The 15,001-nt window shown below is 56.2% G+C and carries 15 protein-coding genes; 6 read left to right on the plus strand and 9 right to left on the minus strand.

What is annotated here, in order from left to right:
* Nucleotides 1-7: 7 nt before the first annotated feature.
* The 8 genes from Y017_RS06285 to Y017_RS06320 all read right to left on the minus strand — a co-directional run bounded on the left by Y017_RS06285 (nt 8) and on the right by Y017_RS06320 (nt 8,124).
* On the minus strand, nt 8-733 hold the full coding sequence (locus Y017_RS06285) for a DUF1963 domain-containing protein (protein ID WP_011587316.1): 726 nt from the start codon (nt 731-733) through the stop codon (nt 8-10).
* 152 nt (nt 734-885) lie between these two features.
* Nucleotides 886-1,875, minus strand: coding sequence for an HlyD family secretion protein (locus tag Y017_RS06290; protein ID WP_035459696.1), 990 nt, complete (start codon nt 1,873-1,875; stop codon nt 886-888).
* Between the two features lie 13 nt (nt 1,876-1,888).
* Entirely contained in the window at nt 1,889-2,089 is a 201-nt protein-coding gene (locus Y017_RS06295; RefSeq protein ID WP_011587314.1) for a DUF1656 domain-containing protein, read from the minus strand.
* On the minus strand, nt 2,079-4,187 hold the full coding sequence (locus tag Y017_RS06300; RefSeq protein WP_035459697.1) for an FUSC family protein: 2,109 nt from the start codon (nt 4,185-4,187) through the stop codon (nt 2,079-2,081). The genes Y017_RS06295 and Y017_RS06300 overlap by 11 nt, the downstream gene beginning before the upstream one ends.
* A 10-nt stretch (nt 4,188-4,197) precedes the next feature.
* A complete protein-coding gene (locus Y017_RS06305) occupies nt 4,198-4,704 on the minus strand; it encodes a MarR family winged helix-turn-helix transcriptional regulator (RefSeq protein ID WP_011587312.1) in 507 nt (168 codons plus the stop codon).
* A 128-nt stretch (nt 4,705-4,832) separates the two neighbouring features.
* Nucleotides 4,833-6,314, minus strand: a complete 1,482-nt coding sequence (locus Y017_RS06310; protein ID WP_051428714.1) for a GTPase/DUF3482 domain-containing protein — start codon at nt 6,312-6,314, stop codon at nt 4,833-4,835.
* A 90-nt stretch (nt 6,315-6,404) separates the two neighbouring features.
* Complete coding sequence (locus Y017_RS06315) at nt 6,405-7,766, minus strand: DUF2868 domain-containing protein (RefSeq protein WP_035459698.1); 1,362 nt, start codon at nt 7,764-7,766, stop codon at nt 6,405-6,407.
* A gap of 22 nt (nt 7,767-7,788) precedes the next feature.
* The gene (locus Y017_RS06320) at nt 7,789-8,124 is read right to left on the minus strand and encodes a hypothetical protein (RefSeq protein WP_050731490.1); all 336 of its coding nucleotides are present in this window, start codon (nt 8,122-8,124) and stop codon (nt 7,789-7,791) included.
* Between the two features lie 156 nt (nt 8,125-8,280).
* Here Y017_RS06320 and Y017_RS06325 point away from each other — a divergent pair, with 156 nt between their 5' ends.
* Nucleotides 8,281-9,057, plus strand: coding sequence for an ATP-binding protein (locus Y017_RS06325; RefSeq protein WP_011587309.1), 777 nt, complete (start codon nt 8,281-8,283; stop codon nt 9,055-9,057).
* Nucleotides 9,058-9,205: 148 nt separating this feature from the next.
* Here Y017_RS06325 and Y017_RS06330 read toward each other — a convergent pair whose 3' ends face one another.
* Entirely contained in the window at nt 9,206-9,784 is a 579-nt protein-coding gene (locus tag Y017_RS06330; protein WP_035459699.1) for a DNA-3-methyladenine glycosylase I, read from the minus strand.
* A gap of 161 nt (nt 9,785-9,945) precedes the next feature.
* Between Y017_RS06330 and glyQ the strand changes: the two genes are divergently transcribed.
* From glyQ to Y017_RS06355, 5 genes are all read left to right on the plus strand, one after another.
* Complete coding sequence (gene glyQ, locus Y017_RS06335) at nt 9,946-10,950, plus strand: glycine--tRNA ligase subunit alpha (protein ID WP_011587307.1); 1,005 nt, start codon at nt 9,946-9,948, stop codon at nt 10,948-10,950.
* Nucleotides 10,950-13,022, plus strand: coding sequence for a glycine--tRNA ligase subunit beta (gene glyS / locus Y017_RS06340; RefSeq protein ID WP_035459701.1), 2,073 nt, complete (start codon nt 10,950-10,952; stop codon nt 13,020-13,022). The genes glyQ and glyS overlap by 1 nt, the downstream gene beginning before the upstream one ends.
* Before the next feature lie 118 nt (nt 13,023-13,140).
* Nucleotides 13,141-13,689 (plus strand): D-glycero-beta-D-manno-heptose 1,7-bisphosphate 7-phosphatase, encoded by a 549-nt coding sequence (gene gmhB / locus Y017_RS06345; RefSeq protein WP_035459704.1) that lies wholly within the window; start codon nt 13,141-13,143, stop codon nt 13,687-13,689.
* On the plus strand, nt 13,686-14,414 hold the full coding sequence (locus tag Y017_RS06350; protein ID WP_011587304.1) for a 1-acyl-sn-glycerol-3-phosphate acyltransferase: 729 nt from the start codon (nt 13,686-13,688) through the stop codon (nt 14,412-14,414). The genes gmhB and Y017_RS06350 overlap by 4 nt, the downstream gene beginning before the upstream one ends.
* Before the next feature lie 152 nt (nt 14,415-14,566).
* On the plus strand, nt 14,567-14,923 hold the full coding sequence (locus Y017_RS06355; protein ID WP_011587303.1) for an H-NS family nucleoid-associated regulatory protein: 357 nt from the start codon (nt 14,567-14,569) through the stop codon (nt 14,921-14,923).
* Nucleotides 14,924-15,001: the final 78 nt, after the last annotated feature.

Consider the following 15,001-nt stretch of genomic DNA (forward strand, 5'->3'; position numbering starts at 1 on the left):
TTCGAAACTATGGTCGACTTATCCAACTCATAGTTAATACCTTTGGGTTGCTTTCACACTGAAATACATAGGCACAACCGCTATTACCAAACCAAAAGGGAAGGGTGTCTGCGGAGTCCAGCTGAAAAATAAATTTCATCGGTTTTTCGCAACAGGAACATAGTGGGTAACTTACCTCGCTTACCCAGTTAGGCCAACCGAGAAACTTGTCACCCGGACGCGGAGTAGGGCGGTGAGCTTGAAGTAAGGCGAGCATAGCTTCCGGAACATCATCATTAATCGCAGTCATTTCCTGCCGGTCGGGAAAATCCGTCATGCACTGCCAGCCAGTCAATGCTTGCTCAACAAACGCATCGGGAATGGCTTGCGGTAGGGCATCAAAACCATCGGCTTGCTGGCGGGGAATGACTCGCACCAACGTGACATCAGAGAATGGCAGGTGCGCATGCCCCAGTACCTCGCAATCTTCCTCCCCGTTAGTACAGTAAAACACCTGCAACACACCATCACCGAATGCGCTGCGGGCCTCGACCGGCAAATCCAGCGAATCAAGCTGCACAAACAACTGCATAGGCTGGTGGCAGTGGCCGCAGCATGGCCAAGCTTCGTCCTTTTTCAGCAGCGGCAGGCCGCCAAATTTGGAGCGCGCACCTGGCACCGCCGGCCCCACTCGAGGGCGCCAGGCGGGACGGGACAAAATAGCCAATTTGTGTTTGATTTCTTCGGGTAACATGACACGCCCTCGTATGATCGTATCATGCTCACCTCCACCCAATGTGGACGCAATGAATGAACTTCACTTACCCGCTATCAGGGCGATTTTACCGACTCAGCGGCGTGCAATTATCTGCCTTTGCTCTGTTTTCTACCCTTTATCTGCTCCGTTCAAGAGGGATTCAGGGTCAGCGTAGCGGTCATGCCAGCAGCCAGCACCGTGTTTTCGGGCAGGCTATCTGCATCAATCGACACCCTTACTGGCACTCGTTGGGCCAGCCGCACCCAGTTAAAGGTAGGATTCACATCCGCCAGTAGATCGGCACCGGTGGGGTTATCCCGATCAGCGATTCCGTGGGCGATACTATGCACCTTGCCATTGGCACGGATGCCACTAAGCAGGCGCACCTGCACCGGATCCCCCACATGCACATTCGGCAGTTTAGTTTCCTCGAAATAGCCATACACCCAGAAATCGTGTCTATCAATCAACGCCATACGGGCCTGTCCGGCATGGGCGTAGTCGCCCGGATACAACGCCAGGTTAGTGACGTAACCGTCCACCGGAGCACGCACTTCCGTACGCTCCAGATTCAGTTGCGCCAACGCCAACGCCGCATTGGCCTGCTGAAGCCGAGCCAATAACTGCTGCTGACCGGCCGTGGCCCGCTGATGGCTGGCCTGGGCAGCCTGCAATTGGGCCTCGGCTGCCTCGGCACTGCTGTGAGCGTTGTCACGCACTTCTCTGGAGACCGCCTCGGCAATCCGATCACGGCGGCGGGATTCCGCCTGACGCATGGCAAATTCCGCCCGCGCTTTGGCAGCACTGGCTTGAGCGGCACGAATATCGGCACCGGCTGCCCGTGCTGCGGCCTCAGCGGCCTGCTGATCCGCTTGCGCTTGCAGCAAGGCATTCTGGTAACGGCTACGGTCGATCACGAACAACAAGTCGCCCCGCTGCACGGCCTGGTTATCCGCCACCGGCACCTCCGTAACTAACCCCGATACATCCGGCGCTACCTGCACCACCCGTGCCCGCACCCGGCCATCGCGGGTCCAGGGGGAATACATATAGTGCTGCCACAAGGCCCAAGCCAGCAGGGAGGCCAACGCCACTGTCAGCAGCGTTACCGAAGCCCGGATCAGGGATTGGGTTTTCATTGTTTTCACTCCTTTACTGCATGGCCAGCAAACCTAGGCCACCAAAACAGCAGAAAAATACAGCCACCCGGAACAGGGGCGGATGCCAGACATAGCGGTACAGCCCATAGCGACCGCCTACCCAGTCCACCGCCCACTGCAGCAGCAAGCTAATCACGAACACCAGCAACAGGCTGGGCACTAACGCATCCAACAGCGCAATTTCACGGGGCATCCGTCGCCGCCTCCTGATATGAAGATAAATAAGGGGATAAAGGCGCAGCCAACACCGAGTCGATATCCAGCAAAGCCAAGCGCAATAGATGGAGCTGACGCAGGGCAGGGCGGTCAGACACCGCCGCCATGGCCGTATCCAGCGCCCGCAATGCCCGCTGACGGGCGCTTTCTTGCTTGCCCTCATCACTGCGATACAGCGCCGCAAACGCCTCCAGCACCGCGCCAACCACGCCCTGCTGAGTGTCCGGCAGCGAGGCCTGCAAACGACGTAATTCCACCACCGCCCGGCCGGTTTCATGTACCGACAATGCCCAGGCCAGCCAGTCACGGGCTCGCGGGCCGGCATGCACCATAATCTGCATGAACAGGTCCCGGGTGGCACTTTCAACGCGGTCTCGCAGCCCTGGCAACGGTAACTCACAGGCACGGGCAACCTGAGAGCGCAGCTGGCGCAACAGGCGGTTACGTAACCAACGGTTGCTGGAGGCATTGCCAAACAAACTGAATGCCACCGCCACCGCCAGCACCCCAACAATTTGGCTAATGCCTTCGTTGACCACATACACAGGATCAAAGGTCATCGGGCTATGCAGATTCAACAGGTAAATAAAACTGAGCACGAAGCCGGTCCCGTAGCCCGCCAACGTCGGGCGGGTCGTCAGGTACAACCCGATGAGCAGAAACGGCAATGTTCCCGCCACCATCAACACAAAGCCATCCATGTGAGTGAGCACCATAAACTGGCAGAGGAAGGCCAGCGGCATGCCGGTGGCGAAGCCCAGAGTAATCTGTCGCACTACCGCCGATGGATTTGGCGCACTGGCAAACATGCCAGTGAAAATAGTCGCCAACATCATGGCACTACCGCCATGCACCCAGCCGGACATAATCCAGAAACTGCCCATCACCAACATTGTGACCGTGGCACGGACGCCGCACATCAGCGCGCCGAGGTGGTCATTTCCGTGCTGAAACACCACCTCTTTCTGAGCGGCCGTGGGCACGCCGGGGCGGCGCAATAGCGCATAGGCCTGCACATAGGCCTGCAGCTCTTGTAGGCAACGGCTAAGCAACTCTGCTCCGGTATCAAAATCCAGCCGTTCGCGGGGTGAAGTGAGGCCCTGCCGCTGCTCACTGATTTTGCCGGGCAATTCCCGCTCAGCCTTCTGCAGCGCTTGCGATAACCGCGCTGCGGCAGCCGGATCTGGTTCGCAATCATCCTCTAGGGCAGTCGCGGCAAACTCGCATAACTGCATCAATCGTTGGCGGGTATCGTGATGATGGGGTGCATGCATACGGTTCATCAGGTGGTGCAGGGTCTGATAGCTGGTGGAGACCTCCATAAAGCGCTGATTAAGCTGGCGTAGCCGCGGACTGTGTGCTCGCACCCCGGCATCTTCGAACACCACGGAACTGCGTAGGTTTTCTACCTGAATGGTCTCACCGACAAAACGCATATGGGCGTTTTCCAGAGCATCCCGGCCCAACACGCCGCCTAAACTGCCGCGCACAAAAGCCAGAAAGCCGCTGTATTGTCCAGATAATTGCTGACGCAGCGCCATGCGTAACCGCTGGGGGAACAGCACATCGCCCACCAGCCCAGCCACCAGGATGCCCAGCATCACTTCACTGACCCGCATTACCGCCGAATCAAATAACGCCTGCGGATGTTGCACCACCGGCAACACCACAATGGCCACGGTATAGCCGGACAACACAAACCCGTAGGACATAAAGTTGCGATACAGGGAGGCCCCCGCCGCACACAGGCCAATCCACAGGGCCATACCCACCAACAACAGTTCACGCTGCTGGGGGAACAGCCCCACCAGCGCAATGGCCGCGCCACAACCGACCAAGGTGCCCACCGCGCGATAGAAACTCTTTGCCAGCACCATGCCACTGGCCGGGTGCATCACCAGCGCCACCGTCAACATAGTAGTGGCCGGCTGCTGCAAATCTAGCCGCATCGCCAACCCGCCGCCCATAAAGATGGCCAGCAGTACTTTACCCACATACAGCCAATCCAGCCCGGCTTCGCGCAGCAGGCCAATCAGCAAAGGTTTAGAAAGCGCAGCTTGGTTCTCGGCCTTCATGACAACGCGCTCACAGATTCCGTTCGATCTGCTCGGCCACTCCCAGTAACCGCTTCAACAACGTTTCCAGTACCGCGATTTCTTGTGCATCAAATGCGGCCCCGTACTGGTTTAACAAGGACGCCATGGAGGGCAGAAACTGTTCTACCAACTTTTCTCCTTCCGTGGTCAGGGAAACCAGCACTCGGCGCCGGTCCTGGGGGTCCGCAAAACGAGCGATCCACCCCCGCTCGCAGAGAATATTGCACACTCGGGTCACGTTGGCGGACTTTTCCGCCGCCGCATCGCGCAGCTGGGTGACAGTCATCCCTTGTTGCTCGCAGCCGTACAGCATCATCAACACATTGTAGTCGGTATGATTAAGCCCATACTCGCGCAGCAACACATTGGCAGAGTCATGTACATGCTGGGATATGGCTTTCATCAATCGCACCAGCATGGCTGGTTCGCGAGGGTAGGCAGGGAAGCGCTTATGGGTCAGGCTAATGCGATTTTCAGTAGCGTCGAAGCGGGTCACGCGTTTTCCTAAATGGCCATGAACTCAGTTCATTTATTCTACAAATAAATATTACACAAATGAACTATTTATTTGTAGAAACGTCCTCGCAATAGAGGACTTGCATCTGCCCGGTTGATTTAAAAGGGTTAATCTGTGGTCGTTTCATCCGTCGTCTGGAACGCTTGCAACTGCCACTGGGCAAACGCCTGCTGAGCCCACTCCAACTGTTCGATCAGCCGCTGGCGCTTGCTGGGTTCAAAGCGGCGTTGAGCGAGCGCCTGCAAGCTCTTTTGCAGGCCATTACGATGGCTTCGTTCCATCTGCCCCAGCCAGTGGTCATCGGCACCGGTTACCACCAGCACATCACGGCCAGCATGGTTGCGCTGGCTCACTTGGTACCAGTGCACCAACGCCCGGCCCAGCACCACATAAGCAAACTGTGGGTCTCTCAAGGGGCCGTAGACTGCTTCGCGGAAACCGCCGCTAAGCGGGCCGAATTTTAGTTTGGTGAGTTTGCCGCTGTAGTAATAGCTCCCGGCGGCACCCAATAGCCCACCAATGAGTGCCCCGGCGCCCAGTGAATGGCCCAGCGCCATGGCATCGATTCCAGCGCCGCCCACGGCGCCAGCACCGAAGCCTGCCGCAGCCAGCTGATTCTTGCTGATGCCCCACAACTGCCGGGTGCGCTCACTGAAAAGATCGCCGCCTTCCGGGGTCACCAGCGTGTCCTCCTGACGCTGCAAGCGCCGGTGCTGGTACAGATCTTCCACCGCTCCTCGCAAACGCTGCTCGCGCTCGCGCTGCCAGGCCTGCCAGCGTTGCTGCAGCTTAGGCAGCAAGGGTTCGGCGCTCTCAAATTCCCCCAGCCGGGCGGTTTCCTGATGGCCGAGCATGCCAATTAACGCGTCGGCAATACATTCCAGCGCTTGGCTGTCGCGACCAAACTTGAGCGCTTGCAAATATTCCAGCGCCGCATCCAGCGGCTCGCGCCAGTGTGGGGCTAACTGGCCAAAGCTGCGCAACAAGTCTAGGTGTTTTTCGAAGGGGGCACCCACCGCGTCGAAGCGACGCACAATCTGGAAATATTGCCCCAGTGCAGCCTCCCAAGCGGCGCTGTGATCGTCCGGGCCGATCTGATTGATCAGCGCCAAACTGGGCCGACCAGTCCAGCGCAGTATATTCATTTCCGCTTCATGCTCACGGTTATAGGGCACCGAGCCATCCACCACGTAGATGATACCCGCCCCCTCCACAATGGGCCGCAGCAATTCACATTCATCGTGATAGCGAGGATCATCACGGTGTTGTGTCACAAAAGCCGCCACCGTGTCTGGCCGGTCCGAGGCAGAAAGGCTGTGCCCCTGCAGCCAGGCCAACACCTTGCGGGGCCGCTGAAAGCCCGGGGTATCGATCAATTCATATAGCGTCACGTCATCCACTTTCATCGGATAACGGTGGCTATCGCGGGTGGTTCCCGGCTCCATAGCAATGGCAATGCTGTCGTTCTGAGCTAGGGTCGCCACTACACTGGATTTACCCTTATTGGGGTGGCCCACTACAGCAAAGCGTGGCTCGGCAATGCCAGTGCAGCGCCCATCGAGGTTCTCTGTTTTACCGTTATCGTCCATGGCGTTTTCAGCGTTATTGAGTATTGGCTGCCACTTAAACAGGCTGTTGAAAAGTGAAGAGCTGTCTGCGGCTATGACATCAGACCGGCGTCATTGGGCATCAGCGCGTGGAGCGCACAGCAGTAGCTGGCTGTCGCGCTGGCGACCCACAAAGCGTTGCCACTGCGCCAGCAACTGCGGGTCGGCCAACGCCGCACCCTCTTCATCGGCCAACGGCACCAGCGCCAGCAACGCCGTCACGCCTTGTTCTCGGGCATCAAAAATAAAGTCACTTAGCTCACCGGTAGGTGGCTCCCAACCACGGGCCACCAGAATCACCGGCTGTCCGGATTGACCTGCTTGCGCCAACACCCGAGCATCTTCCTCAAGACTACTGTTGCCGCCGGCCCGTAACTGTAAGGGAGCCGGATCTGCCGACAGAGCGGCACGTAATAGCGAAGAGTTCATGCCCGCGCCGGCCCAATGAATCAGAGTGGCGCTGGCAGGAAGTGGTGACAGAAATATTTTGGCCGGAGCAGGGGCTACTTGCCCCTCATCATCGCCACGGGTGTCCACCCAAGGCGTGTCAAAACGATAATGCAACGGCTGCCAGCCAGGATGGGCACGCAAAGCGGCGTGTGCCTGCCAGCGTAATTGCAGTGTCGCCAGCATCAGCAATACCCAGCGAGGCAGCAGCACATAAACCAGCCACAGCATCAATACGAACGGCCACCAAGTGCCCAGTAAGGCTGGATTGCTCACCCCACTACTCTGTTGTAGTCGGTAAAACTGAGAAGCTTCCACCAGCGCCTGCGATGGAACGGCCTCAGGCCACAGGGCTTGCCACGGCAGCGCCAGAATAGCGATCCACTGATGATAACCCGCGGCGGATGCTTGCAGAGTGGTACTCCAACCAAACGCTAGGTCTTGCACCAGCACCATCAACAGCAGCGTCAGCAGACCACTGAAGGCAAACGCCAACCCACCGGTATGGGCTACTCGAGCGGATAGCGCCGGGCGCAACGGTGCCAACGCACTGTCATCATCGCCCCTGGGGCCGAACAGGGCACGCCAGGGCTGCCAGCCAAACCAGGCCTGCACACTGGTGAACAAAGCCAGTAACCCTTGCAGACCGACCAATGCGACCAGCAGAGTCACATTGATCTGCCGACCCCCATCGTAATAGAGCAGCCCTAACATGAAGGCCACGCCGAGCATCGCCCCCAGGCCAGCAAACAACCAACGGGCCTGACGCCAGCGGCGTAGACGCGGATCGGCATCGCTGGCCACCTGCCGCTGCCCATTGAGGGCGTGCAACGAGTCCAGCCAAGCGGTTATGGTGAGCGGTTGCCGGTGTTCTTGTTGCTGCTGAGCAAAACGCCGGTCGCGACGATGCAGGAAGCCATGGTTCTGGTCCACATCGCGGCGATACTGGTCGTCAAAGTCCAGTAGCAAGGTTAAGGGATTTGCCAAGACGACCTCGGGTCAAACTGAATTAATAACGCGACGGCGCAGCAGGCGCCACTCCACCTTTGCCCGGCGTGGTAGGACTGGACACCGGCCCTGGCATATTCGGATCGCTTTTTTGCGAGGTGTATGCCACTCCATAGGTAGCACAGGCAACGCAGGCATTGGAATATTCACCCAGAATACCGCCTTGATAGTCATAACCAAATACTGGGCGATAGTCCTGTGTACACACTTGCGGTGGATCATCCGGGCAGGTGAGGGTGTCCTCCGGCAAACCCATGGGGTAATTGTTGTCGTACGAGGAACTACAACCTGCCAGAACCAAGGCTAGGCCCGTTACAGCCAGAACGACAGCTTTCATATTGCTCTCCTTGTCGCGCGCGTTACCACACACGTGAATGGGCTTTCTCAGAGCTCCAAGCATAGATAAAGTTCGCCTCGAGCGCAGCCTGCGTTTAAATGATCCCTGCGTTAAACTCGCGCAGTCCTTATTTTTCACTTGTTCGCGAGGCCTTTCATGCACCCCACCCATCGATCCATCGACTGGCGCCATACCCCAGCGGCCATCTGGCGCGGCCGTTCACAGACATTGCGTCCGGTTCCCCATCCGGACCCGGTACGATTGGACGACCTGCTCGGCATTGCCCCCCAAAAAGCCAAACTGGTGCAGAACACGGAACGATTTCTTGCCGGGCAACCTTGCAACCATGTGTTGCTGTGGGGCAGCCGCGGCACCGGCAAGTCCTCCATCGTCAAAGCCCTGCTCAATGAATATTCCCCACGCGGATTACGGGTAATCGAAGTGGACAAGGACGATCTGCACGACCTGCCGGATATCGTTGACGATATTCGTGACCGCAGTCAGCGGTTTATTATTTATTGCGATGACTTGTCTTTCGAAGATGGCGAGAACCAGTACAAACACCTGAAGAGCGTGCTGGAAGGGTCACTGGAATTGCCGCCGGAAAATGTGCGCATCTATGCCACCAGCAACCGACGCCACCTGCTGCCTGAATATATGAAAGACAACGAGCAAACCCAGGTCGTTAATCGAGAGTTGCACCATGGCGATGTGGTAGAAGAAAAAATCTCCCTGTCTGATCGGTTCGGTCTGGGACTGAGTTTTTACCCTATCAACGAAACCCAGTATTTTGACATCGTCGACCATCTGTTCGGCACGGTGCAAGACCGCGAACAACTGCACGTGCGAGCGCGGCGTTTTTCTATGGAAAAAGGCGTCCGCTCTGGCCGCACCGCCCGGCAGTTTTATAATCAGTTTGTTGGCGAATTTTAAACGCAGAAAACGTTAAATGTTGGAAGGGCAGGGGAGATACACGCTCTTCAACAGGCGATGGGTTGATCGAAAGGCCTTGCTCACGCGCACCGGAAACCGAAGCATGACAGCATAAGCTCATCCATTCACAACCCATTCTGGTGACGTGTCAGCTTTGTACTCCTGGATTCAAATCCCGGTGCCTCGGACAGCTAGTAAGATGATCATTCACCATACCCGTGGCCTGCATGAAAGCATAAACGATGGTGGGACCGACAAACCGGAAACCACGTTTTTTTAGATCTTTACTCATGGCTTGCGCCAGCGCCGTGGTCGTGGGCACCTCTTGCAGGGTGCGGTAATGATTAATTTGCGGCTTACCCTCCACAAAACCCCAGAGATACTGATCCAGAGTGAGGCCCTTGTCTCGCAAAGCCAGATAAGCCTGAGCATTGCCGATAGTAGCCGCCACTTTCAAACGATTGCGTATAATCCCCGAGTCCACCAGTAAGTCAGCCACCTTGCGCTCGTCATAGCGGGCGATTTTCTCCGCATCGAAACCATCAAACACCCGCCGGTAATGCTTGCGTTTGCGCAGCACCGTAATCCAACTCAACCCGGCTTGAGCGCCTTCCAAGTTCAAGCACTCGAACAGGCTGCGTTCGTCATGGTTGGGCACCCCCCACTCATGGTCGTGATAATACTGATAAAGCGGGTCATCTCCGCACCAGGGGCAACGCTCGTTCATTCTTTTTCCTCTCTCTTCTCTGCCCGGCATTGTCTGCTTGGCAGCAAGCAACCGCCACCGGTATCACCTATCGAGCCGGGCCGGTATACTTGGCGCCTTTCGCGGCCATCCCTCGCGACCATCTGGGACCGGAATACCTTTACCGAATAACAGGATTCACCATGGCGGAACAACCGCAAACGGATATTTTGACCTTTCAGGGCCTTATTCTTGCCCTGCAACAGTACTGGGCTGAACAGGGCTGTGTCGTTGTGCAGCCGCTGGATATGGAAGTAGGCGCGGGGACTTTCCACCCCTCCACTTTCCTGCGCGCCATTGGCCCGGAAAACTGGAACAGTGCCTATGTGCAGCCCTCCCGCCGACCCACCGATGGTCGCTACGGGGAAAACCCGAACCGGCTGCAGCACTATTATCAGTTCCAGGTGGTGCTGAAGCCATCGCCAGACAATATTCAGGAGCTCTATCTGGGCTCGCTGCGTATGCTGGGCTTTGATCCACTGGTGCACGACATCCGTTTCGTAGAAGACAACTGGGAATCGCCCACGCTGGGCGCCTGGGGCCTGGGCTGGGAAGTGTGGCTGAACGGCATGGAAGTCACCCAGTTCACCTATTTTCAGCAAGTGGGCGGTATCGACTGTTATCCGGTCACCGGTGAAATTACCTATGGCCTGGAACGCTTGGCCATGTACATCCAAGGCGTGGATTCCGTCTACGACTTGGTGTGGTCAGATGGCCCCTTCGGCAAGGTGACCTACGGTGATGTGTTCCTGCAAAACGAAGTGGAAATGTCCACCTTCAACTTCGAACACGCCAATGTTGACGAGCTATTCAAGCAGTTCGACCTGTTTGAGGGCGAATCCTCCAAGCTGATTGACGCGGGCCTACCGCTGCCGGCCTACGAGTACGTTCTCAAAGCCTCCCATACCTTTAACCTGCTGGATGCCCGCAAGGCTATTTCTGTCACCGAGCGTCAGCGCTTTATCTTGCGTGTGCGCACACTGGCACGGGCGGTGGCCCAGGCCTACTTCGACAAGCGGCGTGCGCTGGGCTTCCCCATGGCGGATGACACCGTTCGCGAGGAAGTAATGGCAGAGCTGCAAAAGCAGGATGACAAGGCCGCCAAGCAGGCCCAGAAAGACGGCCAAAAGAAAAAGGGGAAGCAATAATGTCCCGGGATTTACTGATTGAACTGGGCACCGAAGAGCTGCCCCCGAAAGCGCTGGCCTCACTGAGTGCCGCGCTCACTGATGAATTTGTCCGCCAACTGGATGAAGCTGGCCTGAACCACGGTGCTGTAGAACGTTTTGCCGCCCCTCGCCGTCTGGCTTTGCTGGTGCGGGATCTGGATGAGAAACAGGCCGACCGCGATATCGAACGCCAGGGCCCTGCGGTGCAGGCAGCCTTCGACAGCGACGGCAACCCAACAAAAGCCGCCCAAGGCTTTGCCGCCTCGCTGGGACTGACCGTAGACCAGCTCGGCCGCCAGGACACCGGCAAGGGTGAGCGCCTAGTGGCACAGATCACCGAGCAGGGCAAAAGCGCCGCCGAACTGATCCCCGCCTTTTTCACCCAGTCCATCCAGAAGCTGCCGATCCCCAAACGCATGCGTTGGGGCAAGCGCAAGGTGCAGTTTGTGCGCCCGGCCCACTGGCTGGTGGCGTTATTTGGTGACGAAGTCATTCCGTTTGAGCTACTGGATCTGCAATCTGGCCGCACCAGCTATGGCCACCGCTTCCATGCTCCAGGCGCTATCGAACTGGCCTCTGCCAGCGAATATGCCCAGCGCATCGAAAACGACGGTCACGTTCTGGCAGATTTTGACCGCCGTAAGGCCATGATTAAAGAACAGACCTTGGCGGCCGGCAAAGAAGCCGGCGGGGTCGCCCAGATCAATCCAGACCTGCTCAACGAAGTCACCGCTCTTGTGGAATGGCCAGAGGCACTCATGGGCAGCTTTGATGATGACTTCCTGCGCGTTCCCCAGGAAGCCCTGATCAGTGCCATGGAAGAGCACCAGAAATATTTTTCGGTACTGGATAACGACGGCAAGCTGATGCCCCGCTTTATTACCATCAGCAATATCCAGTCCAAGGATCCGCAACAGGTGATCCACGGTAATGAGAAGGTCATCCGTCCGCGCTTGGCCGACGCCGCCTTCTTTTACGACAACGATTGTAAGCGCACTTTGGCACAGCACGCCGAAGGCTTGACCAATGTGGTATTCCAACAGCAGCTAGGCACCGTCGCCGAAAAGTGCGAACGCATTGGTGGCCTGGCCGCCGTGATCGCCGAGAAAATCGGTGGCGACGTGGACAACGCTAAACTGGCCGGAAAGCTCAGCAAAGCCGACCTGAACAGCGAAATGGTCGGCGAATTCGACACGATGCAGGGCATCATGGGCTTCTATCTGGCCCAGCGGGAAGGTCAGCCGAAAGAGGTGGCTAACGCCTTGTATGAACAGTACCTGCCACGTTTCGCCGGCGACACCTTGCCGCAAAGCAAAACCGGCATGGCTGTTTCCTTGGCCGACAAAATCGATACCCTGGTGGGCATCTTCGGTATTGGCCAAAAACCCAGCGGGACCAAAGACCCCTATGCGCTACGTCGCGCTACCTTGGGCGTGCTGCGCATTATCATCGAACATGAACTGGCGCTTGACCTGCGTGAGCTACTGGATAAAGCAGCTGAACAATTGGGCGAGCGTATTGATACCGCCCAAGTGGATGATGCTTTTGAGTTCATCAAAGGCCGTTACCGCGCCATTTATCAGGAACAAGGCATCGCTACCCCGGTGATCTTGTCGGTGCTGGCCATCGACGATGCTTGCCGCAAGCCACTGGACTTCGACCGTCGGGTGAAAGCCGTGGCGGCCTTCCAACAACGTGACGAAGCGCAAGCACTAGCGGCTGCCAACAAGCGCGTCTCTAACATCCTTGCCAAGCTGGAAACCGCACCCGCCGAAGAAATCGATGGCGCCTTGCTGGAAGATGAAGCAGAAAAAACGTTGACCAATATGGTCGTGACCGCATTCGAACAGACCTACGAACTGCTGGAAGCCGGCGACTACGCCAGCGTGCTGGAAATGCTTGCGCAACTGCGTGAGCCTGTAGACACCTTTTTTGACACCGTCATGGTGATGGCGGAAGACGAAGCTGTGCGTAATAACCGGTTAGCGTTGCTCGCCTTCCTGCGGGATCTGTTCCTGAATGTGGCGGATATCAGTTTGTTGCAGGAATAAAAGCCATACGCTAAAACCTAAATAAAGGCCGCTTAATCAGCGGCCTTTATTATAATAATCTGCCGTAGAAACATTACTGGCAGCGACGCTCTGCGGCAGAGGAAATAAATATTCGCTCATGAATAAGATCATTATTCTCGATCGTGACGGTGTCATCAACGAAGACTCCAATGCTTACATCAAAACGGTAGACGAGTGGATCCCCATCCCCGGCAGCATTGACGCCATTGCCCGCTTGAGCAAAGCAGGCTATATCGTAACAGTGGCGACGAACCAATCGGGTATCGCCCGCGGCTACTATGATGTAGCCACGTTAGAGGCCATGCATGAGCGACTTCGCGCCTTAGTAGAAGAGCAGGGCGGCAAGCTCGGCAAGATCTTCTACTGCCCCCACGGTCCCGATGACGGCTGCACTTGCCGCAAACCGCTCCCCGGTCTTATCGATCAGATTGTTACCGAGTATGGCGATGTGGCCGGGGCTCCGCTGATTGGTGATAGCCTTAGGGATCTTGAAGCGGGAATCGCTCGCCATTGCCTACCGGTACTGGTACGCACCGGCAAAGGCAATAAGACTCTTGAAAAGGGCCTTCCGGACTCCTTGGGCACCGTTTCTATTTATGATTCCCTCGCTGACTTTACAGATCACCTCTTGAAGGAAAAAGCATGACCCCGCACGCTCCACCGTCGCTGTCGATCAAGGTCCGCAGCGCACTTTTTTTTGTGCTATATAGCCTGACCGGCATTTTTCACAGTTTCTTATGCGTGCTTATCGGCCCATTTCTGCCACGGCATGCGCGGCACCGGTTTATTAATCAGTGGACTCGTTTTGCCATGTGGCTCGACCAGCGGCTAAACCGTATTACCGTAACGTTAGAAGGCCACGAACACCTCAGCGAAGACCCTTGCGTCATTCTCGCTAACCATCAAAGCAGCTGGGAAACATTTTACCTACAGGTACTCATCAGCCCGCAAGCCACCGTGTTGAAAAGGGAACTCCTTTGGATTCCCTTCTTCGGCTGGGGTTTAGCGTTGCTTAATCCCATTCGCATCAACCGAAGTGATGGCAATGGTGCGCTGAAATCCGTTCTTTCCCAAGGCAAACAACGCCTCAAGAGCGGCCTGCGTGTGGTCATTTTTCCGGAAGGAACACGACAACCACCCGGTACGCTAGGCAAGTTCAACCACGGCGGCAGTTTGCTGGCAAGCCAAGCAGGTGTACCCGTGATAGCCATTTCCCATAACAGTGGAAATTGCTGGCCACGAAAAACCTGGATCCGTTATCCAGGTACTATCACCTTGCGCATAAGCCCCCCCATTTCGACCGAAAATAAAAAAGCCAAGCAAATAACCGCTGAAGTACACCAATGGATAGTGGATCATTACCCAAGCTAAAATTTACAACCTTCGCTATTTTATGAGTATGAGCGGTTGATAAACTGGGGTTAGATGTTACTTGGGCCATTTAATAGCTTTTATATTGCCAAGGCCTTTTAAAATAATTACAGTCTGAGCCGTTATTCTACGATCTAAATAAGGGCACCTTAATGAGCATTAATCTTGACCAATTGTCTGTCGACGAACTGGAAAAACTGATTAAGCAGGCAGAATCCGCGCTAGATAAAAAGCGTAAAGCCGAATTGAAAAATGCCCAGGCTGTACTGGAGAAAATGGCCAAAAATTTGGGTGTCGCTCCACAGGATCTGCTGAAAAGTTCTACTGAGAAGAAAAAAACTACTCGCAAGAACGCCGCAAAAAAGAAAACCGGAGTTCGTCGTCCGGCAAAAGTAAAATTCCGCGACCCTAACAACAGTGGCAATACCTGGACCGGTCGCGGCAAACGCCCGCTGTGGTTGCAGGATGCCCTGAGCAAAGGCGCCAAGCTGGAAGATTTTGCGGTATAAAAATTACCGCACGCTGCAGCAACACAAAAAAGCGAACCCTAAGGTTCGCTTTTTTTATACCTGCTACAAGTAACGTTA

The organism is Alcanivorax sp. 97CO-5 (genome assembly GCF_000524665.1).
In the GTDB taxonomy this organism is placed as follows: Bacteria; Pseudomonadota; Gammaproteobacteria; order Pseudomonadales; family Alcanivoracaceae; genus Alcanivorax; species Alcanivorax borkumensis.

What these genes read in the sequence shown, in the direction of transcription:
- Y017_RS06285 (WP_011587316.1), bottom strand. Translation starts at nt 733, where the DNA reads ATGTTACCCGAAGAAATCAAACACAAATTGGCTATTTTGTCCCGTCCC.
- Y017_RS06290 (WP_035459696.1), bottom strand. Translation starts at nt 1,875, where the DNA reads ATGAAAACCCAATCCCTGATCCGGGCTTCGGTAACGCTGCTGACAGTG.
- Y017_RS06295 (WP_011587314.1), bottom strand. Translation starts at nt 2,089, where the DNA reads ATGCCCCGTGAAATTGCGCTGTTGGATGCGTTAGTGCCCAGCCTGTTG.
- Y017_RS06300 (WP_035459697.1), bottom strand. Translation starts at nt 4,187, where the DNA reads ATGAAGGCCGAGAACCAAGCTGCGCTTTCTAAACCTTTGCTGATTGGC.
- Y017_RS06310 (WP_051428714.1), bottom strand. Translation starts at nt 6,314, where the DNA reads ATGGACGATAACGGTAAAACAGAGAACCTCGATGGGCGCTGCACTGGC.
- Y017_RS06320 (WP_050731490.1), bottom strand. Translation starts at nt 8,124, where the DNA reads ATGAAAGCTGTCGTTCTGGCTGTAACGGGCCTAGCCTTGGTTCTGGCA.
- Y017_RS06325 (WP_011587309.1), top strand. Translation starts at nt 8,281, where the DNA reads ATGCACCCCACCCATCGATCCATCGACTGGCGCCATACCCCAGCGGCC.
- Y017_RS06330 (WP_035459699.1), bottom strand. Translation starts at nt 9,784, where the DNA reads ATGAACGAGCGTTGCCCCTGGTGCGGAGATGACCCGCTTTATCAGTAT.
- glyQ (WP_011587307.1), top strand. Translation starts at nt 9,946, where the DNA reads ATGGCGGAACAACCGCAAACGGATATTTTGACCTTTCAGGGCCTTATT.
- glyS (WP_035459701.1), top strand. Translation starts at nt 10,950, where the DNA reads ATGTCCCGGGATTTACTGATTGAACTGGGCACCGAAGAGCTGCCCCCG.
- gmhB (WP_035459704.1), top strand. Translation starts at nt 13,141, where the DNA reads ATGAATAAGATCATTATTCTCGATCGTGACGGTGTCATCAACGAAGAC.
- Y017_RS06350 (WP_011587304.1), top strand. Translation starts at nt 13,686, where the DNA reads ATGACCCCGCACGCTCCACCGTCGCTGTCGATCAAGGTCCGCAGCGCA.
- Y017_RS06355 (WP_011587303.1), top strand. Translation starts at nt 14,567, where the DNA reads ATGAGCATTAATCTTGACCAATTGTCTGTCGACGAACTGGAAAAACTG.